The organism is Brevundimonas pishanensis, from assembly GCF_022750635.1.
GTDB lineage: Bacteria > Pseudomonadota > Alphaproteobacteria > Caulobacterales > Caulobacteraceae > Brevundimonas > Brevundimonas pishanensis.
On sequence record NZ_JAJKBG010000004.1, the window covers coordinates 1 to 22,684 of the forward strand.

The window sequence follows — 22,684 nt, forward strand, 5'->3', positions numbered from 1 at the left end:
GCGCCTCAATGCCCGATGCGCGTCAAACCAGCCCAGAACGTTTTTACACGGCCTCGACTCACACCACACACGTGTCGATGCCCAAACAGCACCTGCAAACAGGTGCCGTAAGCGCATTGCCACCCGCATAAGCTTGATTTAACACGCCCTCGCCTGACGTAACGTCAAGAATTTGCGCGAATGCTTGGCGTCGGATGCTAAGTCAGGCTAGAAAGTCCTCGAGTCCGCGCAACCTTTCGCGCACCACCAATACGAGCGAATGCCCGAAGCGCCTGTCCTCTACGTCCTGAACGGTCCTAACCTCAATCTCCTCGGAGAGCGTGAGCCCGAGATCTATGGGCGTGACACCCTTGCCGACGTCCAGAAGCGCTGCGAAGCCGCGGCGGACGGCGCACAGGTCGTGTTCCTGCAGTCCAATCACGAAGGCCAGCTGGTCGACTGGATTCAGGAAGCCCGCACCAAGGCATCCGCACTAATCATCAATCCAGCCGCCTACACCCACACTTCTGTGGCGCTGTACGACGCGCTGAAGACCCTGAGCATTCCCGTCATCGAGTGCCACCTGTCGAACCCCGCCGCGCGCGAGGCCTTCAGGCACCACTCCTATGTTTCCCTGGCTGCCACTGGCGTGATCGCCGGCCTGGGCGTTCAGGGGTATGAAATGGCCGTCAAGGCGGCCTTGAACCTCATCCGTTCGGCCTAAGCGGCTCTGCGGCTAAGTACACGAGAAGAGACACCCTATGTCCGACAACAAGCACACCGCCATCGACGCTGATCTGGTCCGCGCCCTCGCCAACATCCTGAACGAAACCGAGCTGACCGAGATCGAAGTCGAGAAAGACGATCTGAAGATCAAGGTGAAGCGCGAAGTCACCGTCGCGGCTGCTCCGGTTCAATACGCTCCGGCTCCGGTCGCCGCTGCTCCGGCTGCTGCACCTGCCGCCGCTGCTGCTCCGGCTGCTGCCGCCGCTCCGGCCGCCCGTTCGGGTGAAGAAGTGAAGTCGCCGATGGTTGGTACCGCCTACCTGCAACCGGCTCCCGGCGCTGCGCCGTTCGCTTCGGCTGGTGCCAAGGTCAAGAAGGGCCAGACCCTGCTGATCATCGAAGCTATGAAGACCATGAACCCGATCGTTGCCCCGCGTGACGGCGTGGTCGCCGAAATCCTCGTCGGCGACGCACAGCCGGTCGAGTTCGGCGAAGCTCTGGTCGTTCTGGAAGCCTGAGCCTGAACATGTTCACCAAGGTTCTCATCGCCAACCGCGGCGAAATCGCCCTTCGGGTGCATCGCGCCTGTAAGGAAATGGGCATCTCGACGGTGGCCATCCACTCGGAAGCCGACCGCGGTGCCATGTGGGTGCGCCTGGCCGACGAGAGCGTCTGCATCGGTCCGGCTCCGGCTGCTAAGTCGTATCTGAACATCCCGCAGATCATCGCCGCTGCCGAAATCACCGGCGCTCAGGCGATCCACCCGGGCTATGGCTTCCTGTCGGAAAACGCCCGCTTCGCTGAAATCATCGAAGCCCACGGCATGACCTTCATCGGTCCCAAGCCTGACCACATCCGCGTGATGGGCGACAAAATCACGGCCAAGCAGACCGTCAAGGACGCAGGCATCCCTGTCGTTCCGGGCTCCGACGGCGAAGTCGAAACCGTCGAGCAAGCTATCGAAGCGTCCAAGACCATCGGCTTCCCGCTGATCGTCAAGGCTGCTGCTGGCGGTGGCGGTCGCGGCATGAAGGTCGCTATGACCGCCGATGATCTGGTCGAAGCGGTCCAGACCGCACAGTCCGAGGCGCTGGCCGCCTTCGGTAACGGTGCCGTCTATATGGAACGCTACCTCCAGAAGCCGCGCCACATCGAAATTCAGGTCATCGCCGACAGCCACGGTAACGTTGTCCACCTTGGTGAACGTGACTGCTCGCTGCAACGCCGCCACCAAAAGGTTCTGGAAGAAGCCCCGTCTCCGGCCCTGTCGCCGGAAGGCCGTGCCAAGATCGGTGAAGTGGTCAACAAGGCCATTGCCGCCATCGGTTACCTCGGCGTCGGCACCATCGAGTTCCTGTGGGAAGACGGCGAGTTCTTCTTCATCGAGATGAACACCCGTCTGCAGGTCGAACACCCGGTCACCGAAATGGTCACCGGCGTCGATTTGGTCCGCGAACAGATCCGCATCGCTGCGGGCCTACCGCTGTCCTTCAAGCAGGAAGACATCGAGTTCAAAGGTCACGCGATCGAAGTGCGTATCAACGCCGAGAACGCCGAAACGTTCACCCCGTCGCCGGGCACTGTGACCGACTTCCACGCTCCGGGCGGTCTGGGTGTGCGTCTCGATAGCGCAATCTTCTCGGGCTATTCGATCCCGCCTTACTACGACAGCCTGATCGGCAAGCTGATCGTTCACGGTCGCGACCGTGAAGAAGCTCTGGCCCGCCTCAAGCGCGCTCTGGGCGAGACTGTCGTTGGCGGTATCGATACCACCATCCCGCTGTTCCAGAAGCTGTTGCAGGAGCCGGACATCCTGTCGGGCGACTACGACATCCACTGGCTGGAAAAATGGGCGGCTGCCCAAAAGGCGAAAGCCTGACTTGATCGAAGAGGACCCTGATTTCAGCGCAGTGGAGCGCGAGGTGTTTGACGCCGACGCCCTGCTTCGCTGCTACGCAAACGGGGTCTTTCCAATGGGAGAGGCGCGGGATGATCCCCGCGTCTTTCTCGTTGAACCGGATCAGCGGGGCATCTTTCCGCTGGACCAGTTCAACATCCCGTCGCGCCTGAGGCGTACGGTACGCAACGCCCCCTTCGACATTCGCGTGAATACGGCCTTTCTGGCTGTTGTAGACGCCTGTGCGGCGTCGGCCCCCGGTCGCGAGGATACGTGGATCAACGACCCGATCCGCCACCTCTATACCCAGCTCCACGCACGCGGGCACGCCCACTCTATCGAGTGCTGGCAGGACGAGGTGCTCGTAGGCGGCCTCTATGGCGTATCGCTGGGCAGCGCCTTCTTCGGCGAAAGCATGTTCAGCCGCCGTACCGATGCATCCAAGGTCGCGCTGGTTCATCTGGTGGCGCGATTAAAACGGTCGGGGTTCACACTGCTGGATGCCCAGTTCATCACCGATCATCTGAAACAGTTTGGCGCGCAGGAAATTCCCCAGCGTGCCTATCTGCGCAAGCTGGCTGTAGCCTTGAGATTATCAGGGGATACGCGAGGGCTGGCCCTGCCGTTGTCAGGTGCCGACGCCGTCAGTCTGGCGCAAGCCGCGCTTAGCGGGTCTTACAGCCCACCACCCACGCATCATAAACGGGGTGTTCAATGCCGTTGAGGCTGGGCGAGGATGCGAACATCCAACCCTTGAAGATTTGACGCGCCTCATTCAGAGCCTTTTCGGCGCGCGGCTGAATGCCGGCTTCGACATAAGCAATAGCGTCTTCGGTCAGTTCGTTGGCACCGGTTACCTCGCAAGCGCGGACCTTAAAGATCAGGCTGCGGGCGAAACGGACCGGACGTCCGCCGACTTCGACCTCGAACTGCATGCTCTCGGCCGTGGTCTTGTCGATGGCATGGATCAGGGCCACGCGATGGCGACGGCGCACCGTCGGCTCGACGACCTCTGCCACCTCTTCGGTAGCTTCTTCGGCGGTTTCTTCGGCGGTCTCTTCGGTCGGCACTTCTTCCTGAGGAAGCGGCGCGTTCGGGTCGACAACCGTGATGCTGGTTGTGCCGGCAGGGATATCCTGAACCGGCGGGGTCGGCGGCGTCTGGGGCTGCGGGTTTTGCGCAGCCTTCAATGCATCACCGACCGGGTCCTGAGATGCGGGGACTGCATCTTGAGGCACGTCCATGAGGGCAGCGGTCACCCCTGCCCCCGACAGACCGACACCTGCGGCAACGATGCCGCCCAGCAGTGCCCCGCGGAAACTCATTCCGGCGTCCAGGCCTGATAGTCGCCGGTCGCAGCCGGACGTTGGCCGATAGCGGCCAGCGAGCCTTGCGGACGGCGCGCATAAGGCGTGCCCGTCAGGTTCGGCAGATGGTCTTTTTCGAACGCCTTGCGCGGCAGCGGCTTTTCGCTCGGTGCCTCGTCATAGGTATAGCGCAGCCAGCCCTGCCATTCCGGCGGAACCTTGGTGGCTTCGGCATAACCTTCATAGACAACCCAACGGCGCTTGCGGCCGTCATAGGAAACGTTGTCGCGCGATTGGTAATAGCGGTTACCAAACTCGTCCGTGCCGACCAGGCTGCCACGCTTGCCAATGGTGAACAGGGTGCCAATGGTAGCGCCATTCCACCAGGTAAAGATCTTGCTCAGCACGTCGTCGCACTCATTCTAAAATCATGCCGCAAGGAGACAGTCAGCGGCGCGGCGATAATAGAAACCTGAAGCGCCTACGTCCAGCGATCGTGCAAAAACCTTTGATCCAATATCTTGGGGGTAAATGCACCAAGGGCCGCAATATCTATTGAGCGAGCGTGAAACAACGCCTTAGGCTGTCACATTGGTGCAGCGTGGAGGCGATCCATGAGTGGCGCGTTTGATTTTGCGAATGCCGTTATCGATCTGAAGTTGGAATCACGGCGCATCGAGCGAGCCTCGACCGTCGCGTCCGTACTTGCACCCGCCGACTGGACCGATGCCCGCATCGAAGCGTGGCTTGACTGGTTGGAACCGCGTCTCGATCCCGCATCGGCGCGACGGCTCGATACTTCTGGCAACATCATCGAAGCCTTGGCCGAATGGGCCGCCCCGCTGATCACCAAAGGACGCGAACTGGGTGTTTTGAGCGAGGCGGATGCCGCACTGGCCTTGGCCAGTTTGCAGCTTGGCTTGGCTGCCCCCGCCCTGCCCACCGCCCCGCGCCCGTTCGACATCCTGTTTCTGAGCGAGCCGGACGCGACGGTGCGACTGGACGACTTCCGGCGACGGGCGCGCGGGGCACGTCTTGCATCCACAGCCCTAGCTGCCATCGACGACGCCCTGCTGGCTGTGCGCGATGCCGTAATTCGCTGCGAAGGTCCGCGCGAAGCCTGTACCTCGCCTCAAACCAATCCTGCCCTCGCCCGCGCAGCCGCACAGGCCCACCGATGCGGTGCCGTCCACGCCGATATCGTCAGCGCCATCGAAGGCGAGCCCTTGGGCGCGGTGGCGGATGCCGAGCCGCTGAGACTGGTCGTCGAGGCCCAGCGCGATCTGCTGGCCGCCGGCGGATCGCTGGCGCAACAACTGGCCGAAACCTCCGTGGAGGGCGAAGTGCTGATTGCCTTCGACCACGCCGAGGCGATTGCGCTCAGCCAGACGGATCTGGAAGCGCGCGTTCAGTTGGACGTCGAGGCCGTGCTCGCACTGGTCGGCACCGAGGCCACGTCGGCCCTTTCCGACATTGCGCGCGTGTGGACCATTCTGGCTGCTCTGACAGCACACCCTCAGCCGCGCATGGCATTTGGACTGGGGGGACTGGCTGACACGGCTCTACGGCTGGGGCTTGAAAACCCGTCCGAACTCGCGCGACAGGTCGCCGAGACCGTCCGCACCGCTTATATTTCGGCATCGACCGCACTGGCCAAACATCTGGGCCACGCAGACGACGTCCAGACCCATCACGCCGGACTTCGCCTGTTCCTGAGCGAGCCGGAGCCCGCGCTGCGCCTTGGGCTAGGCAGCTTTACCCATATCGACCGTTATCAGACCGAGGATGGCGAGGAAGCGCCGCGTCTGCGTCCCGCACTGGCCAAGGCCATTTCCCGCAAGGGTGGCGATCTGGAAAGCGCCGAGCGTCATCTGTTCGGTACGCGCACCCTTGCAGGCGACACACCGGTCAATCACGAGGCCCTGCATGAACTGGGCTTCACCGAACTGGAGCTGGAGGGCCTCGAGATGTCCCTCGCCCACATCGACCCGCTCGATGAGGCGTTCCGCAGCCCAGTTCTGGATGCCGGTTTCATCCACGATGTACTCGGGCTGGATGCCGAGGCTGGCTCCATCCTGCCTCTGCTGGGCTTCAGCGCCGACGATATTGCCGAAACACAGGCGCAGGTTCTGGGTCATGGCGACCTTTCGACCTGGGACGCGCCGGCCGGACTGGCCGATTGGCTCTCCATGTCGCCCGCCGATGTGACGGACGAACTGGTCAGCGCCATCGATGGCTCCAGCGACACGCCAACCCCTCTGGTCATTGAATTGGACTGGGACGAGACGCTGCTGGATGGCTCGCGCGCCATTTCCCATGCCGCGCTTGAAGGTGTTCGCGCTTTGACGCTTCGTCGCGCCTCGCCGCCCGCTGACCTCGCCTTTGATTTCGACGCCGTTGCCGATGCGCCTGTGCGCACGGCCGTCGTCGAAGAGGCTCCATCCAGTCCGCGTGTGATCGAGCGCGTGGTGGAGCGCGACCGCACCCGCCGCAAACTTCCGGACCGTCGCAAAGGCTATATCCAGAAGGCCGCGGTGGCGGGCCACAAGGTCTATATCCATACCGGCGAATACGAAGACGGCGAGCTGGGTGAAATCTTCATCGACATGCACAAGGAAGGTGCCGCCTTCCGCAGTCTGATGAACAACTTCGCCATCGCCATCAGCATTGGTCTGCAATACGGCGTGCCGCTGGACGAGTTCGTCGATGCCTTCGTCTTCACCCGCTTCGAGCCCGCTGGGCGCGTGACGGGCAATGATTCCATCCGTTCGGCGACCTCGATCCTCGACTACATCTTTCGCGAACTGGGCGTGTCCTATCTGGACCGCACGGAACTGGCGAATGCCGCACCCACCGCAGGCGATGGCCTGGACAGCGCCGAGGGCGAGCCTGAAACCGTGCCGGCCACGCGCTTTATCTCTAAGGGCTTCGCGCGCGGTGCCACCCCTGACAATCTGGTCGTGGTGCCGTTCGGCAAAAAGCCCGCCTCGCCTGCTCCGGCGGCGGTTTCTCCCGATGCCACGGCCTGCCCCGCCTGTGGTGACTTTGCCCTACAGAACCGTGGCGGTGGCTGGGTCTGCGATAGCTGTGGCGTGTCGCCCCAGATGCAGGGGTAAGGCACGCGACTTGCTGTGATCCGGACAATCGCCCGGCCACAGGACAGGTTTGTGCCATGAGAATACGCTTTTCCCACCTGCCAGTCGTGGTGCTGGCCCTGCTGCCGCTCTCACCCACGACCGCAATGGCCCAGAACCACAGCCAGATCGCGACTGTGCGCAATGGCGTGTCCTGCCCGCGCTGCAATCTGTTTCAGGCGGAATTGGGCGGACTTCAGGTACGGGCGATCAACCTGTCCGGCGCACGCCTGCGCCAGGCGGATATGTCACTCTCTGTTCTGAACCGTGCCCGCTTTGGCAACGCCGACTTGCGCGATGTGAACGCCTTTGGAGCGGTCATGTCGGGGGCCAGCTTTGCGGGGGCCGACTTGGGAAACGCATCGTTTGTCGGCACTTCGCTACGCGGTTCTGATTTCACAGGCGCAAAGCTGGAAGGCACCAATTTCTCGGGGGCCGACCTATCCCAAGCGAGAGGTCTCACCCAAACACAACTAAACCGCGCTTGCGGCGACGCTTTGACACAACTTCCCCACGGTTTGGCCATTGCGTCTTGCTGATTAGGCCCCGACTGTTACCGCGATTTAAGTAGGGTTTCAGTGCATTAGGGGGCATCTTCCGAGTATGGAAAAGGCTTGGATCAGAATGCAGTCTGTCGCCGCCGCCCTCGCTTTTGCGGGCGCGTGCAGCGCATTTGCATTACCGGCAGCCGCTGTCACGCTTCAGGAACGGGACGTGGCGCGGGTGATTTCGCTGGGCGGTACATGCAACCGCTGCGAATTGTCGGGCCGCGACCTCTCGGGCGCGACGATGACCGGTGCAAGCTTCCGCAACTCTACGCTGATCGGCGCGAATCTTCGGGGTGCCAGCATGATCGGCTCGGTCTTTCAGGGTTCCAGTTTCCGCGACGCTGACATGCGCGGGGCCCAATTGGCAGGTTCGGTCTTCACCGAGGCCAATATGGAGCGTGTGAACCTGTCCGGCGCTTCCGCCAACGGATCGGGGTTTACGAAGGCCAATCTGACCCGCGCCAATCTGTCCGATAGTGAGGCCAACGGGGCCAATTTCACTGCGGCCATGATGGACCGTATGAACGCCAACGACAGCATCATGTTCGGCGTCACCATGCGCCAGGTCAGCGCCTCGCGCGCGACCTTCCGGGATGCCCAGATCACGGCCTCGAACCTGACGAGCAGCGACTTTACCAACGCCGATTTTTCCGACGCCAATCTGGACATGTCGCGCCTCCGCAGCAGCAATTTCCAGGGCGCGAACTTTAAAGATGCCTCGATGCGCCGCACCGACATCCGTGGCGCGGACCTGTCTCGCGCACGCAACCTGACGCAGGAACAGGTCAATCAGGCGTGCGGGGATCGTACCACGTCCCTGCCGCGAGGCCTCACCGTGCGTACCTGCTAACAAGTTTCAGACCCCAAAAAAGGGGCGCTCCGACCGGAGCGCCCCTTCTTTTTTGTCAGCGACCGACCGGCCTGCCGCTTAAGCAGACTTAAGCGGCAGTTGGGTGCGGATCGACAGTTCCTTCATCTGACGCTCTTCGGCTTCTGCCGGAGCGTTCATCAGCAGGTCCTGACCTTGCTGGTTCAGCGGGAAGGCAATGACCTCGCGGATGGCGGTTTCGCCAGCCAGCAGCATCACGATGCGGTCGATGCCCGGAGCCAGACCACCGTGCGGCGGTGCCCCGTAACGGAAGGCGGTCAGCATGCCGCCGAACTGCTCTTCAACGACCGAGGCGTCGTAGCCAGCGATCTCGAAGGCCTTGAGCATGATCTCGGCCTTGTGGTTACGGATCGCGCCCGAGCACAGCTCATAACCGTTGCAGACGATGTCGTACTGATAGGCGCGGATGGTGAGCGGGTCTTGGTTCTCAAGAGCCTCAAGGCCACCTTGCGGCATCGAGAACGGGTTGTGCGAGAAGTCGACCTTCTTCTCTTCTTCCGACCATTCGAACATCGGGAAGTCGACGATCCAGCAGAATTTGAACTGCTCTTCGTCAACCAGCTTCAGTTCGGTACCCACGCGGGTACGGGCCAGGCCAGCGAACTTGGCGAACACAGCCGGATCACCGGCGGTGAAGAAGGCGGCGTCGCCCTTGCCCAGACCCAACGAAGCCATCAGGGCTTCGGTAGGCTCCTGACCGAGGTTCTTGGCGATCGGGCCGCCCCATGCTTGCTGGTCGTCGGACCAGAAGATGTAGCCGAGGCCCGGTTGGCCTTCGCCTTGAGCCCAAGAGTTCATACGGTCGCAGAAGGCGCGCGAGCCACCGGTCGGGGCAGGAATGGCCCAGACAGCGTTCTTGGCATCAGCGCCGAGAATCTTGGCGAACAGACCGAAGCCACCGTCGCGGAAGTGTTCCGAAACGTCCTGCATCTTGATCGGGTTACGCAGGTCCGGCTTGTCCGAGCCGTACCACTTCATCGACTGGGCGTAGGTCAGACGCTCGAAGCCCTTGTGCTCGAACGTCTCACCGAAGTCGTTGGTGAAGGTGTGGGTCTGATCGATCGGAGACACCGGCTTGCCTTCACCGAACTCGGTGAAGATGCCGTTCATCAGCGGTTCGATGACTTGGAAGACGTCTTCCTGCGTGACGAAGCTCATTTCCACGTCGAGTTGGTAGAACTCGAGCGAACGATCGGCGCGAAGGTCTTCGTCGCGGAAGCACGGCGCGATCTGGAAGTAACGGTCGAAGCCCGAAACCATCAGCAGCTGCTTGAACTGCTGCGGAGCCTGCGGCAGCGCGTAGAACTTGCCCGGGTGCATACGCGACGGCACGAGGAAGTCGCGTGCGCCTTCCGGCGACGAGGCCGTCAGGATCGGGGTTTGGTACTCAAGGAAGCCCTGCTCCACCATGCGCTGGCGGATCGAATGGATCACCTTCGAGCGCAGCACGATGTTCTTGTGCAGGGTCTCGCGACGCAGGTCGAGGAAGCGGTTTTTCAGGCGGATTTCTTCCGGATATTCCGGCTCGCCGAAGACCGGCAGCGGCAGTTCAGCAGCTTCCGACAGGACTTCAACCGACTGGACGCGAACTTCGATCTCGCCGGTCGGCAGATTGGCGTTGGTAGTCTCGGCCGAGCGGGCAATGACTTCGCCGTCGATCTTGATGACGCTTTCGGCGCGCAGGCGCTCGACAGCTTCAAAGCCCGGCGTTTCCGGGTGCAGAACGAGCTGCGTCAGGCCGTAGTGGTCGCGAAGGTCGATGAACAGCAGACCGCCGTGGTCACGCTTACGGTGAACCCAGCCCGACAGACGGACGGAAGAACCAGCATCAGAGGCGCGGAGCGCGCCGCAGGTATGGGAGCGGTAGGCGTGCATATGAATCGATCAGACAGGAAGCGCCGCGCGCGCGGCGGAAAATTGAAGGCGTAGGGCGCATTATTGCCCCCGAATGTCAAGTTTTCAGCGCCCTATATAGAAGGTCATTCTCAGTGTTTTTGCGCGGCAGGCGATTCCGCGCCTCCCGATCACCCAACGCCGTCACGCCAGTTCTTCCCCATCCGACCACAGCGGCGGTGATTTTTCCCACAGGGCGTCTCCAGAACCGCCCACAGGGGAAGGTTTGATCCACAATTCCCGAGCTTCCGTCCACGGTCCCAACAGTAGGCGCCCCCTTACGGCCCGATCACACCTTGGTATGAAAAGGTCATGTCCGCAGATCGCGCTCATATGGCCCAGATGCAGCTTCGCCTCCCGCTCAAACAGGAGACGTCGCGCCGTGCGTCGGATTTGGAGGTCTCTACCTCCAACGCCGTCGCCGCAGAGGCCCTCGAAGACTGGCCCTCTGAACCGGGCTCGGTCATGGCGCTCTATGGTCCTACCGGCAGCGGCAAAAGCCACATGGCCGCCGCCTGGGTCGAGCGGGTCGGTGCAATCGCCTTACATGGCGAAGAGGCGGCATGGTGCGACCCGCTGGAACTGGAAGGCCGCCCCGTCCTGCTGGAAGAAGCAGAAGGGGCCGATGACGAGGCTCTTTTCCACCTCATCAACCTGACCCAGTCCGGTGGCGGCGCTTTGCTCATGGTGTCGCGCGATCCCCCCTCGGCATGGATGACCCGCCTGCCCGATCTGCGCTCACGCCTCAATGCCATCCGCACCATTGCGGTCGAGGTACCGGACGACGTTATTCTGGCGGCCATGCTGAAACGGGCCTTCGCGGCGCGTAACATCGTGCCCGGTGAAGGTGTCATCGAATATCTGGTTCGCCGCATCGACCGCTCGGCCCAGTCGGCGGAGATCATCGTCGATCGTCTGGACATGTTCCATCGCCCCGTGACGCGAGTTCTGGCCCGTCAGGTGCTTGAAGGCGATTTTACCGCAGGACTTTCCTAAGGTTTTCAGTCCAAACGCGCTTGCGAACGTCACACTCGCGAGCGACTAATCGGTATGACCGATTTCAACCCCACCACGACCAAGGCTGGCGAGGACGTTCCCTCGTCGCGTGCGCCCCAGCTTGAGCTTGACCAGAGCCTGCTGACATCGCCCGAGCGGTTTATCAACCGCGAGCTGTCCTGGCTGGCGTTTAACGGTCGCGTTCTGGAAGAAGCGGCAAACGAAGCGCACCCCTTGCTGGAGCGTGTCCGGTTCCTGTCGATCTCGGCCAATAACCTCGACGAATTCTTTATGACGCGCGTGGCGGGCCTGAAGGGTCAGGTCCGCGAACATGTTCGCGTGGTGTCGCCCGATGGCCTGACGCCCGCAGAGCAATTGGAAAAGGTCAACGCCGCCGCCGGTAGCCTGATGGCCGAGCAACAGCGCCAGTGGCGTGTGCTAAAGCGCGAGATGGCGCATGCGGGCATCGAAATCGTCGAGCCTTCCAAAATCACCAAGACCGAGCGCGAACGTCTGGAGCCGGAGTTTCTGAACCGGCTGTTCGCGATTCTGACGCCGATGGCGATTGATCCGGCGCACCCCTTCCCCTTCCTGCCCAACCTCGGCTTCTCGCTGGCGCTCAAACTTCGCCGCAACAGCGACAATCGCGTGCTCTATGCACTGGTGCCTGTGCCAACACAGGTGCGCCGTTTCTGGGCCCTGCCGACCGATGGCCGCTCTACCCTCGGCAAGACGCGCTACGTTCCGCTGGAAGGCCTGTTGTTGACCTTCATCGACCATCTCTTCCCCGGCTGTGAAGTGCTGGAGAAGGGTCTTTTCCGCCTGATCCGCGATTCCGATATCGAGATCGAGGAAGAGGCCGAAGACCTTGTGATGGAGTTCGAAGAAGCGCTGAAGCAGCGCCGCATGGGCTCTGTGGTCCGCATCAAGATCCAGGCCGAAATGCCTGATGACCTTAGAGAATTCATCGTCGGCGAACTGCATGCCCAGCCTCAGGACGTGGTTATCGTCGATGGGATGTTGGGCTTGGCCCAACTGTCCGAGCTTATCCCGCCGGGCCATCCTGAACTGAAGTTCAAAGGCTATGAGCCGCGCTATCCCGAGCGGGTGCGCGATAACGGTGGCGATGTGTTCGCAGCGATCCGCGAAAAGGACATGCTGATCCACCACCCGTTCGAAAGCTTCGACGTGGTAGTCCAGTTCCTGCGTCAGGCCGCGCGTGACCCGAACGTCATCGCCATCAAACAGACCCTGTACCGCACGTCCAAAGACAGCCCCATCGTCGCGGCACTGATCGAGGCCGCCGAAAGCGGCAAGAACGTCACCGCCCTGATCGAGCTGAAGGCACGCTTCGACGAAGAGGCCAACTTGCGCTGGGCCCGCCAGATGGAACGTGCAGGCGTCCACGTCGTGTTCGGCTTCGTCGAGTACAAAACCCACGCCAAGCTCAGCGTCGTCGTGCGCCGCGAAGGCGATGCCCTGCGCACCTATTGCCACTTTGGCACCGGCAACTATCACCCGACGACGGCCAAGATTTACACCGACCTCAGCCTGTTCACCTGCGAGGCCAAGCTGGGCCGTGATGCAACGCGCGTGTTCAACTACATCACCGGCTATGCCGAGCCGGATGAGTTGGAAGCTCTGGTCGTTTCCCCGATCAATATGAAGGCCACCCTTCTGGAAATGATCGGCAAGGAAATGTCGGCCGCCGCCATGGGCAAGCCCGCCGCCATCTGGGCCAAGATGAACTCGGTCGTGGACCCCGAGATCATTGATGCGCTCTACAAAGCCAGCCAGTGGGGCGTGCGTATCGAATTGGTGGTGCGCGGCATCTGCTGCCTGCGTCCGGGGGTAAAGGGTCTGTCGGAGAATATCCGCGTCAAATCCATCGTCGGACGCTTCCTCGAGCACAGCCGCATTGTGGCCTTTGCGAATGGTCACGACCTGCCCAGCAACAAGGCCAGACTGTTCATCTCCTCGGCGGACTGGATGCCGCGCAACCTCAATCGACGGGTTGAGCTGATGACTCCGATCATCAATCCCACCGTCCACGATCAGGTGCTGGACCAGATCATGGTGGCCAACCTGAAGGATGACACCCAGTCATGGACCCTTCGTCCCGATGGTACTTACAGCCGCGTCGTTCCGGCGGGCAGCGAGCGTCCGTTCTCGGCGCACAAATACTTCATGACCAACCCCAGCCTGTCCGGGCGTGGCCGCAAGGTGAAGACCTTGCCTAGCACGCTGTCCTATGGCGGCGCGAAAGGTCAAAAGGCACTTTAATGCCAGAGATCGAATATCCGTCCCGCCAGATTGCCGTCATCGACATCGGTTCCAACTCGGTTCGCCTCGTGTTGTACCGACTGGAAGGCCGTGCCGTCTGGACCATGTTCAACGAAAAGGTTTTGGCGGGTCTGGGCCGCGACATCTCGGTCACCGGAACCCTGTACGGGCCGGGCGTGGAGATGGCGCTGGTGGCGCTGCGTCGGTTCGCAGCAGTCATCGAAGGCGTCCAGCCCGACATGGTGCTGACCGCCGCCACAGCCGCAGTGCGCGAAGCCAGCGACGGCCCCGCCTTCTGTCAGCAGGTGTTCGACCTGACCGGCCTCGATATCCGTGTCCTGAGTGGCGAGGAAGAGGCCCGCTATGCCGCTCTCGGTGTGCGGGCAGGCGACCCGACGGCTCACGGGGTCGTGGGCGATCTAGGCGGGGCCAGCCTTGAGCTGAACCGCCTCGGGGCCAAGGGCCCCGGTATCACCCTGCCACTGGGTCCGTTCGTTCTGGAGGCTGGCAAAAGCTTTGAGGCCAAGCGCGTCCAGAACCGCATCGCCAAGGTTCTTGCCGCCATCCCCGACGACTATCGTTGCAAGACTTTCAATGCGGTCGGCGGTGCGTGGCGCACACTGGCGCAGATGCACATGGAGATGAAAGACCATCCCCTACGCATCGTTCACCAGTATTCTATGACCGCGGACGAAGCGAACGAACTGGCCGACTACGTCGCGGCCCAGTCGCGCGCGTCTTTGGAAAAACACCCCGGCGTCTCCAAACGCCGCGCCGAGACCCTGCCCTATGCGGCGCTAAACCTTAAGGGCCTGATTGATCGTCTGGGTATCGAGACGATCCACTTCTCGGCATGGGGTGTACGCGAAGGCCTGCTGCATGCGGAGATGGACGACCGGGAACGCGCCATCGATCCGCTTCTGGCCGGATGCTCGGCATGGGGTGGCCGTCAGGGTGTAGACCCTGCCCTGCCTCGCGCGCTGGATGGATGGCTACAGCCTATCGCCTCGGCCCTGCCCGACGTCTTCGGCGAAGCGCGTGACGCCTTGTTGATGTCGTCGGTCTGCCGATTGGCCGACATAGGTGCGCGCCTGCACCCCGATCACCGACCGGAACTGGTTTTCGATCAGGTGCTGTGGTCGCCCATCGCCGGACAGAACCATGCCGAGCGGGCCTTCCTCGCACTGGCCATGTACGCCCGCTATGGCGGCACCAATGCGGTGCACAAGCCCGCCGTCGTGGATCGCCTGCTCTCCTCTGCAGGCCAGAAACGCGCCCGTGCCTTGGGGCTGGCCATGCGCCTGGCCTGCGACCTGTCAGGCCGCTCGCCACAGCTCCTGTCCAACGCCGCCATTTCCATCAGCAAGGGCACCCTGCGCGTCACCGCCGTCAAAGGTTACGGATCAATGCTGCTCGGCAGCCAGACCCGCCGCCGCGCCAAGGCCTTGGCCGATGCGATGAATTTGGAACTGGCGGAGTTTTAAAACCACGCCGGAGGGGCGGACGATGTGGACTTTAAGGATCGCTGGCCTTGTAACCCTGATTGCCGCGATCGGAACGTGGATCGCAAAAGGCATCATCATCGACCGCTATATCGGTTCACAGCTTAGCAACATCGGCCTGTTTATGATCGCCCATCCGGTCAGCAAGCTGGGAATGCTGTTACTTTTGGCGCTGGGCAGCCTGCTGTGTCTGGCGGCTGTCATTGCATTATTTATCGGCAGGTCGGCCAAGGATCAGCGCCCGTCATCGCCAATCGAGCCAGTAATCTGGCTGGGCGTATTCGCACTGATTGGCCTCAGCGTTGTGATCAATGGCTATCAGGAAATCGCCGTCCAGACGGCGATCAATGAAGTCGGTCCAGTCAGTTTTGCCGTCACGGCACCTCAACGGGTCGAGCAACTCTTCGTATTCGAGCTCGCGCTGTGGCCGTCGGCTTTTGCACTGATAATGATGCTTATCGCCCGCACTCGGCGCGCCAACGCCCTAGGCGCGTAATCGGGCCATAAACAAAAGGGACCGCAGCGTGTGGCTGCGGTCCCTTTTTTGTCAGCAAGACTGTGAACTCAGTCTTCGATCTCGACGATCTCGACGCGCGATCCGTTCAGGACCAATGCGATCTCGCCGCGCTTCAGTTTCAGCGCGTCTTCGCCGAACATCTTGCGACGCCAGCCCTTCATGGCTTCGATGTCGGCGTTGTCGTCCAAAGCGATCTTTTCCAGATCGGATACGGTGGCGATAAGCTTGGAAGCCACGCCTTCGTTGTCGCTCTTGGCCTTCAGCAGAACCTTCAGCAGTTCAACCACCGACGGCGGGGCCGGCTGGTGGGCACTGGGGCGTTCAAGCTTGGGTGCGTGGGCTTCGGGATCGGCCAGAACGCGCTTGAGTTCGGCAGCCAGCTCCAGACCCATGCGCGACGCGCCAAAGCCCTTGGGCACGGAGCGCAGACGGTTGAAGGCATCCGGATCGGTCGGGGCCTGGACCGCGATTTCGTCGATACCCTCGTCCTTGAGGATACGGCCGCGCGGCTGGTCGCGTTCCTGAGCGGTACGTTCGCGCCATACGGCGGTCGCCACGAAAGCGGCCAGATATTTGGCGTTGAACTTCTTCGGCTTCAGGCGCTTCCACGCATTCTCCGGCGTGGTGTCGTACAGGGCCGGATCGATCAGGGCATCCATTTCGCCCATGACCCACTCCAGACGACCTTCCTTTTGCAGGCGGTCACGCAGCTTGGGGTACAGGGCCGCAAGGTGGGTCACGTCACCTAGAGCATAGGTCAGTTGCGCTTCCGACAGCGGGCGGCGTGCCCAGTCGGTGAAGCGGCTGCCCTTGTCCAGTTCCTGACGCAGCATCTGGCGGACCAGAGCTTCATAGGAAACCTGATCGCCGAAACCGGCGGCCATGGCGGCGACCTGCGTGTCGAACATCGGGCGCGGCATCGCGCCGAGACGGTTGAAGATTTCAACGTCCTGACGAGCGGCGTGGAAAACCTTGAGAATCGATTCGTCGCGCAGGATGGCCAGGAACGGCTCCAGATCCAGACCTTCGGCCATCGGGTCGATGATCGCGGCGTCGGTCGGGGACGCGGCAGCCTGAATCAGGCACAACTTCGGCCAGTAGGTCGTTTCCCGCATGAATTCCGTATCAACGGTCACAAACGGGGCCTTGGCCAAGCGATCACAGAAAGCGATCAGCGCGTCATTGGTGGTGATTGGCGTCATTCCGGTCTATAGCCCCGCACGACAGCGTCGTGGCAAGAGGCTACGGCACTTTTTTGTCCCTGTTTTTGAGCCGTGACCGATGAGCGACACCTCCGCAGCCCCTAAAACCGGCCTGACTTACGCCTCTGCTGGCGTAGATATTGACGCCGGCGAGCGTCTGGTCGACGCCATCAAACCTCTGGCAAAGTCCACGCGCCGCCCCGGTGCAGAGGCTTCGCTCGGTGGCTTTGGTGCCCTGTTCGACCTGAAAGCCGCCGGTTTCAACGATCCGCTGATCGTCTCGACCACTGACGGTGTGGGCACCAAGCTGAAGATCGCCATCGAAACCGGCATGCACGACGGCGTCGGCATCGATCTGGTCGCCATGTGCGTCAACGACCTGCTGGCCCAAGGCGCAGAGCCGCTGATGTTCCTCGACTACTATGCCACCGGCAAACTGGACGTAGACGCCGCCAAGCGCGTCGTCGCCGGAATCGCCGAGGGCTGCCGCCAGTCGGGTTCGGCACTGGTCGGTGGTGAAACCGCCGAAATGCCGGGCATGTACGAAGGTTCGGACTATGACCTCGCCGGTTTCTCGATCGGTGCAGTCGAGCGCGGTCAGGTGTTGCCGTACCTCGACCAGCAAAAAGGTGGCGACGTCATCATCGGCATCGGCTCGTCGGGTCCGCACTCGAACGGCTATTCGCTGGTACGCAAGGTCGTCGAGAAGTCGGGTCTGGGCTGGAACGGTGCTGCGCCGTTCGCAGAGGGCAAGACCCTCGCCGAGGCTCTGATGGAGCCGACCCGTATCTACATCAAGTCGGTCCTGCCGCTGATGAAGTCGGGTCTGGTCAACGCTGGTGCCCACATCACGGGTGGCGGCCTCATTGAAAACCCACCGCGCTGCATTGCCGAGGGCCTCAAAGCCGAGTTCGACTGGAACGCATGGGAACTGCCGCCGGTCTTCCAATGGCTGGCTGAAGTCGGCGAGATCGACGCCCACGAAATGCGCCGCACCTTCAACTGCGGCGTGGGCTTCATCCTGATCGCCAAGCCGGAAAACGCAGAGCCGATCCTGGCTGCCCTACTGAACGCTGGCGAAGAAGCCTTCATCTGCGGTCAGTTGGTCGAAGCCTAAAGCTTCCCTGCCCGCTAATAGAAATCGGCCCCGCAGATCGCTCTGCGGGGCCTTTCTTTGTCAGCGGACGCCGCCGTTGGACGTCTCGTCGTAGTACTTCGCCAGATCGCGATACAGTTGAACCAGCGGCTCGCGGCTGGTGTACATCATGTGTCCGCCTTCATAGTAGGTGAACTCGACGTTTTTGCGCAGGTGCGGCTCCAGCATCATCTGGTTCAGATCATACTCGGTGCCGAAGAACGGCGTGGCCGCATCGTAATAACCGTTCAGCGCAAGAACCTTCATATGCGGGTTGCGGCGCATGACAGTGGCCAGATCGACCGCGGTATTCGGGGTGGTTTGCGGACCACCGACCGGCGGACGGTGCGACCAGTTCCAGTCAAAGCCCGGCAGGCCACGCGCCGACTGACGGTACTCCAGATCGGTCCGGTAGTTCAGTGTGTTGGCGATATAGTCCTGGAACAGGCCGTAATAGGCCCCCGTGACCGCGCTGGAAGCCGGATCTTCCTCCGGTCCACCCGTCACCTGACTGGCGTCCAGACCGATATAGCGGCTGTCCAGACGCCCCACCGTCTGACGGCGGTCGCGCAGCAGTTCCTTGCGGAACGGGCTAAGCTCGACACGAAGATCGGCGGCTTGAATAAAGGACGGGTCGAGGCCGATCAGGGCGCTCATCTGCTGGGCGATAGCGGCCTTTTCCTGGTCCGAGATCGAGTGACCCTTGTTCAGTGCGGCCGTGTACGGCCCCTCGGCGAACTCGCGCGCGCGTTGGACATGCTGCTCCAGCGTCACGCCGTTGCGGTTGATGGCATTGTGATACCAAGCCGTCGCGGCATAGGTCGGCAGCAGGCTGACGTAGTTCTGCGGGAAGCCCGGCTGGCGCACGCCATAGTTCATGATCGACGACAGCAGGATCACGCCATTCAACTGCAGGCCGCGGTCGTGCAACTGATAGGAAAGCGCACCCGCGCGCAGCGTGCCGTAGCTTTCGCCCAGGATGTATTTCGGGCTGGCCCAGCGGTTGTTCTTGGTGGTGTAGCGCAGGATCGCGCGGGCGAAGGTGTCCGCATCCGCATCCACGCCCCAGAAGGTCGAACCCGCCGCATCACCCAGCGGGCGCGAATAGCCTGCCCCTACCATGTCGATGAAGACAAGATCGGTCTTGTCCAACAGCGTCATGTCGTTGGCTTCCAGACGCAACGGCGCCGGGCGCTCATAGACCGGATTGTCGGTCGGGACGCGTGTCGGACCAAAGGCCCCCATGTGCAACCACATGGTTGGCGAGCCCGGACCGCCGTTGAACATATAGGTGATCGGGCGCGAACCCAGCGGCTGGCCGTCCAGCGTATAGGCGACGTAAAACACGCTAGCCGTCGGTTGGCCCGCGTCGGTGCGGACCGTCAGCGTGCCCGCAGTTGCCTTGTAGCGCAGGGTCTTGCCGTGAGCCTGCATCGTGTGGCTGGTGGTGACTTCGCGCTCTTCGGCCGAGGGGCGCACCCAGTTCTTTTCGATGTCCTCTGCGACAGCATTGCGGTTGCGCTCGGCCGCCGAACGCCCCCCCTCCTGCGCGTTCGCTGCCAATGGCGCAGCCAGCAGGGTTGCGGCGCAGGCCGCGACGATAAGATGACGCATAGGTACTCCCCCTAAATACAATGGACGCAGCCTAAGCACGGCCATAGGACAGCATCAACACCGTCGTTATGTTGTAACGTGAAGCCTCCGCCACCTGACGATGAAACGGCACATCCCTATTGCGTTTAGGGGCGGCGCGCTTCATGGGTCCGCGCATCTTACGTAGCCTCGTTCGAGTGCCCGATGACCGCTGCCGACACCGTTTCGAACCCTCCACGCACCAAGACCCGCGTCGCGGTGCTGATCTCCGGTTCCGGCACCAATATGGTCTCCTTGATCAAGGCGGGACAACGGGCCGAAGCGGCTTACGAAGTTGGGCTAGTCGTCTCCAATATCCAGGACGCCGCCGGCCTTGAGAAGGCGCGTGCCCTTGGCGTAGAGGCCATCGCCCTTCCCCACCGCGATTTTGGAAAAGACCGCGAGGCGCACGAGCGCGCCGTGCAAAAGCTGTTGGCCGAGGCTCAGATCGAGGTTGTCGCTCTGGCGGGCTATATGCGCATCCTGACGCCCTATCTGGTGCGCGAATGGGAAGGCCGGATGATCAATATCCACCCGTCCCTTCTGCCGCTCTATCCGGGGCTGGACACCCACGCCCGCGCCATTGCGGCCGGTGACGCAGAGGCCGGCTGCACGATCCACATCGTCACCGAGGGCATGGACGAAGGCCCTGTGCTGGGACAGGCCCGTGTTCCGGTTTTGCCAGACGATAGTGCCGAGGTTTTGGCCGAGCGCGTAAAGGGCGTCGAGCACACGCTTTACCCCGAGGTTCTGGACCGGTTCTGCCGACAGTTAGCAGGTTAACTTAATTTAACTCCCGCAACCGGAGGTTCGAGCGCAAAGCTTGATTTCGTGACCTGAGGCGCGTTCAAATCCGCCCCAATGCTGAAATCCTGAAGGATCGCCTGAATGAAAAAGCACCTTATGTGCGCCGTCGCTCTCTCGGCCTGTATCGCTGCGCCTTGCGTGGCCAGTGCCCAGTCGCATACCGGCCATGGTGCCCACTACCAACCGTGGGGCTTCGACCTTGCCGGCCGCGACATGAGTGTCCGTCCGGGTGACGACTTCAACCAGTTCGCCAACGGCAACTATCTGGCCAGCATCGAGATTCCTGCCGACAAGACCCGGTTCGGTCCGTTCGACATGCTCTATGAGACCGCGCAGGGGCAACTGCGCGCGATCATCGAAGAATCTGCAGCTAACCCCACCACCGACAATGCCCGCAAGGTCGGTGCCCTGTACGCCAGCTTCATGGACGAGGCAGCACTTGAGCGTCTGGGTGCCCGCCCGATGGCCAATGATCTGGCTGCTGTGCGCGCGGCGCGCACCCACGCCGACATTGCCCGCCTGATGGGCGCAAGCAAAGACAAGTTCGGCAGCAGCATCTTCGATGTCTCCGTCATGGAAGACATGAAGAACTCTTCGGTTAACTCGCTTTATCTGGGCATCGGCTCGCTGGGCCTGCCGGAACGCGAATACTACCTCAGCAACAGCTTTGCGGCCCAGCGCGAGGCGTACCACGCCTACGTCATCCAGATGCTGACTCTGATCGGCTGGGAAAACCCGTCCAAGGCCGCCGCAGACATTCTCGCCTTCGAAACGAAGGTGGCACAGAAGCACTGGCCCATCGCCGATCGCCGTCAACTGGACAAGCTGTACAACCCGATCGCAGCGTCAGAACTCTCAATCTATGCCCCGGGCTTTGATTGGGCTGCCTATCTGCAAGGTGCCAAGGTCGGAGACGTCGCCCAGGTCGTCATGACCGAGAACACCGCATTGCCGGGCATGGCGCAGGTATTTGGCGAGACCGACATCGAGACCCTGAAGGCGTGGCAGGCGTTCAATATCGCCGACGGTGCCGCACCGTATCTCTCGAAAGAGTTCGTCGACGCTCGCTTCAACTTCCGCAACAAGGCCCTGCGTGGTCAGCAGGAAATCCGCCCGCGCTGGAACCGTGGCGTTGCTCTGGTGGACGGAAGTCTGGCCGAAGTGCTGGGTCAGGAATACGTCACCCGCCATTTCCCCGCCGCCTCCAAGGCCCAGATGGATGAATTGGTCGCCAACCTGATCGCGACCATGCGTGACCGCCTGCAAAATCTTGAATGGATGACGCCGGCCACCAAGGCCGAAGCCTTGGCCAAGCTGGACAGCTTCCGTCCCAAGATCGGCTATCCGACCAAGTGGCGCTCCTATGAGGGGCTCGAGGTCAAAGCCAACGACCTCTACGGCAATCTCGAAGCCATCTCGGCCTTCGACTGGGCCTATGAGCGCGGCAAGATCGGTCAGGCCGTTGATCCGGAAGAATGGGGTATGTCGCCGCAAACAGTGAACGCATACTACCACCCTCTGCGTAACGAGATCGTTTTCCCTGCCGCTATCCTGCAGCCTCCGTTCTTTGATCCGAATGCCGATGCGGCCGTGAACTATGGTGGCATCGGTGCCGTCATCGGTCACGAAATCATGCACGGCTTTGACGATCAGGGTCGCAAGACCGACGCCAAGGGCCAACTGCGCGACTGGTGGACGGCGGAAGACGCCGCCCGCTTCGACGTGGAGGCCAAGAAGCTGGGCGCACTCTACGCCGCACAGCAGCCGCTGGAAGGCGTGTCGATCAATCCGGAACTGACCATGGGCGAGAACATCGCCGATCTGGGCGGTCTGGTTCTGGCACATGCCGCCTATAACCGCAGCCTGAACGGCCAGCCGGCTCCCGTGCTGGATGGCGTCACTGCAGAGCAGCGCCTGTTCTATGGCTGGGCACAGGTGTGGCGTGACAAGATCCGAGACGAGACGCTGCGCGAATATCTGGCCACCGACCCGCACTCGCCGGGTTCGGCCCGCGCCGCCACCCCGCCGCGCAACATCGACGCCTGGTATGACGCCTTCGGTATCACGGCAGATCAGAAGCAATATCTGAAGCCGGAAGACCGCGTCCGCATCTGGTAAGCGGACTTAGACCAAAAGAGAGGCCCGCAGCGCTCTGCTGCGGGCCTTTTCCTTTGTCTCCAAGCACAAAAAAGCCCCGCCGGTTTTCACCAGCGGGGCCTTTTCAAATCCCGAAGGAC

General features: G+C 61.9%; 19 protein-coding genes. 14 read left to right on the forward strand and 5 right to left on the reverse strand.

The window, feature by feature from the left end:
- Positions 1-259 precede the first annotated feature (259 nt).
- The 4 genes from aroQ to aat are packed head-to-tail and all read left to right on the forward strand — an operon-like array spanning position 260 to position 3,326.
- The gene (aroQ, locus tag LOX95_RS08625; RefSeq protein WP_242914081.1) at positions 260-703 is read left to right on the forward strand and encodes a type II 3-dehydroquinate dehydratase; all 444 of its coding nucleotides are present in this window, start codon (positions 260-262) and stop codon (positions 701-703) included.
- A gap of 37 nt (positions 704-740) precedes the next feature.
- Positions 741-1,223, forward strand: coding sequence for an acetyl-CoA carboxylase biotin carboxyl carrier protein (gene accB, locus LOX95_RS08630; RefSeq protein WP_242914082.1), 483 nt, complete (start codon positions 741-743; stop codon positions 1,221-1,223).
- An 8-nt stretch (positions 1,224-1,231) separates the two neighbouring features.
- A complete protein-coding gene (gene accC, locus LOX95_RS08635; protein WP_242914083.1) occupies positions 1,232-2,584 on the forward strand; it encodes an acetyl-CoA carboxylase biotin carboxylase subunit in 1,353 nt (450 codons plus the stop codon).
- 4 nt (positions 2,585-2,588) lie between these two features.
- Entirely contained in the window at positions 2,589-3,326 is a 738-nt protein-coding gene (aat, locus tag LOX95_RS08640) for a leucyl/phenylalanyl-tRNA--protein transferase (RefSeq protein WP_345791445.1), read from the forward strand.
- On the opposite strand, the gene LOX95_RS08645 is transcribed toward aat, so the two are convergent.
- Positions 3,268-3,927, reverse strand: coding sequence for a DUF2155 domain-containing protein (locus tag LOX95_RS08645; RefSeq protein WP_242914084.1), 660 nt, complete (start codon positions 3,925-3,927; stop codon positions 3,268-3,270). The two genes, aat and LOX95_RS08645, sit on opposite strands and share 59 nt — an antisense overlap.
- A complete protein-coding gene (locus LOX95_RS08650; RefSeq protein WP_242914085.1) occupies positions 3,924-4,316 on the reverse strand; it encodes an NADH:ubiquinone oxidoreductase subunit NDUFA12 in 393 nt (130 codons plus the stop codon). Before LOX95_RS08650 ends, LOX95_RS08645 begins: the two co-directional genes overlap by 4 nt.
- Positions 4,317-4,523: 207 nt before the next feature.
- Between LOX95_RS08650 and LOX95_RS08655 the strand changes: the two genes are divergently transcribed.
- The 3 genes from LOX95_RS08655 to LOX95_RS08665 all read left to right on the forward strand — a co-directional run bounded on the left by LOX95_RS08655 (position 4,524) and on the right by LOX95_RS08665 (position 8,441).
- A complete protein-coding gene (locus LOX95_RS08655) occupies positions 4,524-7,025 on the forward strand; it encodes a TSCPD domain-containing protein (protein ID WP_242914086.1) in 2,502 nt (833 codons plus the stop codon).
- Positions 7,026-7,081: 56 nt separating this feature from the next.
- Positions 7,082-7,582, forward strand: a complete 501-nt coding sequence (locus tag LOX95_RS08660; RefSeq protein WP_242914087.1) for a pentapeptide repeat-containing protein — start codon at positions 7,082-7,084, stop codon at positions 7,580-7,582.
- Positions 7,583-7,667: 85 nt separating this feature from the next.
- A complete protein-coding gene (locus tag LOX95_RS08665; protein WP_242914088.1) occupies positions 7,668-8,441 on the forward strand; it encodes a pentapeptide repeat-containing protein in 774 nt (257 codons plus the stop codon).
- 78 nt (positions 8,442-8,519) lie between these two features.
- On the opposite strand, the gene aspS is transcribed toward LOX95_RS08665, so the two are convergent.
- A complete protein-coding gene (gene aspS / locus LOX95_RS08670) occupies positions 8,520-10,355 on the reverse strand; it encodes an aspartate--tRNA ligase (RefSeq protein ID WP_242914089.1) in 1,836 nt (611 codons plus the stop codon).
- Between the two features lie 330 nt (positions 10,356-10,685).
- Here aspS and LOX95_RS08675 point away from each other — a divergent pair, with 330 nt between their 5' ends.
- From LOX95_RS08675 to LOX95_RS08690, 4 genes are read left to right on the forward strand one after another with little or no spacing between them, the layout of a single operon-like run.
- Positions 10,686-11,369 (forward strand): P-loop NTPase family protein, encoded by a 684-nt coding sequence (locus LOX95_RS08675; RefSeq protein ID WP_242914090.1) that lies wholly within the window; start codon positions 10,686-10,688, stop codon positions 11,367-11,369.
- Between the two features lie 54 nt (positions 11,370-11,423).
- Positions 11,424-13,652, forward strand: coding sequence for an RNA degradosome polyphosphate kinase (locus LOX95_RS08680; protein ID WP_242914091.1), 2,229 nt, complete (start codon positions 11,424-11,426; stop codon positions 13,650-13,652).
- Positions 13,652-15,136, forward strand: a complete 1,485-nt coding sequence (locus LOX95_RS08685) for a Ppx/GppA phosphatase family protein (protein ID WP_242914092.1) — start codon at positions 13,652-13,654, stop codon at positions 15,134-15,136. Before LOX95_RS08680 ends, LOX95_RS08685 begins: the two co-directional genes overlap by 1 nt.
- 22 nt (positions 15,137-15,158) lie before the next feature.
- Complete coding sequence (locus tag LOX95_RS08690) at positions 15,159-15,650, forward strand: hypothetical protein (RefSeq protein ID WP_242914093.1); 492 nt, start codon at positions 15,159-15,161, stop codon at positions 15,648-15,650.
- Between the two features lie 68 nt (positions 15,651-15,718).
- On the opposite strand, the gene rnd is transcribed toward LOX95_RS08690, so the two are convergent.
- The gene (gene rnd / locus LOX95_RS08695; RefSeq protein WP_242914094.1) at positions 15,719-16,873 is read right to left on the reverse strand and encodes a ribonuclease D; all 1,155 of its coding nucleotides are present in this window, start codon (positions 16,871-16,873) and stop codon (positions 15,719-15,721) included.
- A 79-nt stretch (positions 16,874-16,952) separates the two neighbouring features.
- Here rnd and purM point away from each other — a divergent pair, with 79 nt between their 5' ends.
- Positions 16,953-17,990, forward strand: a complete 1,038-nt coding sequence (gene purM / locus LOX95_RS08700; protein ID WP_242914095.1) for a phosphoribosylformylglycinamidine cyclo-ligase — start codon at positions 16,953-16,955, stop codon at positions 17,988-17,990.
- A gap of 60 nt (positions 17,991-18,050) precedes the next feature.
- On the opposite strand, the gene LOX95_RS08705 is transcribed toward purM, so the two are convergent.
- Complete coding sequence (locus tag LOX95_RS08705; protein ID WP_242914096.1) at positions 18,051-19,622, reverse strand: S10 family peptidase; 1,572 nt, start codon at positions 19,620-19,622, stop codon at positions 18,051-18,053.
- A 183-nt stretch (positions 19,623-19,805) separates the two neighbouring features.
- Between LOX95_RS08705 and purN the strand changes: the two genes are divergently transcribed.
- On the forward strand, positions 19,806-20,423 hold the full coding sequence (purN, locus tag LOX95_RS08710) for a phosphoribosylglycinamide formyltransferase (protein ID WP_242914098.1): 618 nt from the start codon (positions 19,806-19,808) through the stop codon (positions 20,421-20,423).
- 105 nt (positions 20,424-20,528) lie between these two features.
- Positions 20,529-22,565, forward strand: a complete 2,037-nt coding sequence (locus LOX95_RS08715) for a M13 family metallopeptidase (protein ID WP_242914099.1) — start codon at positions 20,529-20,531, stop codon at positions 22,563-22,565.
- Positions 22,566-22,684: the final 119 nt, after the last annotated feature.

Excerpts from the sequence above, each read along its gene's own strand:
- aroQ (WP_242914081.1), top strand. The coding sequence starts at position 260 with ATGCCCGAAGCGCCTGTCCTCTACGTCCTGAACGGTCCTAACCTCAAT.
- accB (WP_242914082.1), top strand. The coding sequence starts at position 741 with ATGTCCGACAACAAGCACACCGCCATCGACGCTGATCTGGTCCGCGCC.
- accC (WP_242914083.1), top strand. The coding sequence starts at position 1,232 with ATGTTCACCAAGGTTCTCATCGCCAACCGCGGCGAAATCGCCCTTCGG.
- LOX95_RS08645 (WP_242914084.1), bottom strand. The coding sequence starts at position 3,927 with ATGAGTTTCCGCGGGGCACTGCTGGGCGGCATCGTTGCCGCAGGTGTC.
- LOX95_RS08655 (WP_242914086.1), top strand. The coding sequence starts at position 4,524 with ATGAGTGGCGCGTTTGATTTTGCGAATGCCGTTATCGATCTGAAGTTG.
- LOX95_RS08660 (WP_242914087.1), top strand. The coding sequence starts at position 7,082 with ATGAGAATACGCTTTTCCCACCTGCCAGTCGTGGTGCTGGCCCTGCTG.
- LOX95_RS08665 (WP_242914088.1), top strand. The coding sequence starts at position 7,668 with ATGCAGTCTGTCGCCGCCGCCCTCGCTTTTGCGGGCGCGTGCAGCGCA.
- aspS (WP_242914089.1), bottom strand. The coding sequence starts at position 10,355 with ATGCACGCCTACCGCTCCCATACCTGCGGCGCGCTCCGCGCCTCTGAT.
- LOX95_RS08675 (WP_242914090.1), top strand. The coding sequence starts at position 10,686 with ATGTCCGCAGATCGCGCTCATATGGCCCAGATGCAGCTTCGCCTCCCG.
- LOX95_RS08680 (WP_242914091.1), top strand. The coding sequence starts at position 11,424 with ATGACCGATTTCAACCCCACCACGACCAAGGCTGGCGAGGACGTTCCC.
- LOX95_RS08685 (WP_242914092.1), top strand. The coding sequence starts at position 13,652 with ATGCCAGAGATCGAATATCCGTCCCGCCAGATTGCCGTCATCGACATC.
- LOX95_RS08690 (WP_242914093.1), top strand. The coding sequence starts at position 15,159 with ATGTGGACTTTAAGGATCGCTGGCCTTGTAACCCTGATTGCCGCGATC.
- rnd (WP_242914094.1), bottom strand. The coding sequence starts at position 16,873 with ATGACGCCAATCACCACCAATGACGCGCTGATCGCTTTCTGTGATCGC.
- purM (WP_242914095.1), top strand. The coding sequence starts at position 16,953 with ATGAGCGACACCTCCGCAGCCCCTAAAACCGGCCTGACTTACGCCTCT.
- LOX95_RS08705 (WP_242914096.1), bottom strand. The coding sequence starts at position 19,622 with ATGCGTCATCTTATCGTCGCGGCCTGCGCCGCAACCCTGCTGGCTGCG.
- purN (WP_242914098.1), top strand. The coding sequence starts at position 19,806 with ATGACCGCTGCCGACACCGTTTCGAACCCTCCACGCACCAAGACCCGC.
- LOX95_RS08715 (WP_242914099.1), top strand. The coding sequence starts at position 20,529 with ATGAAAAAGCACCTTATGTGCGCCGTCGCTCTCTCGGCCTGTATCGCT.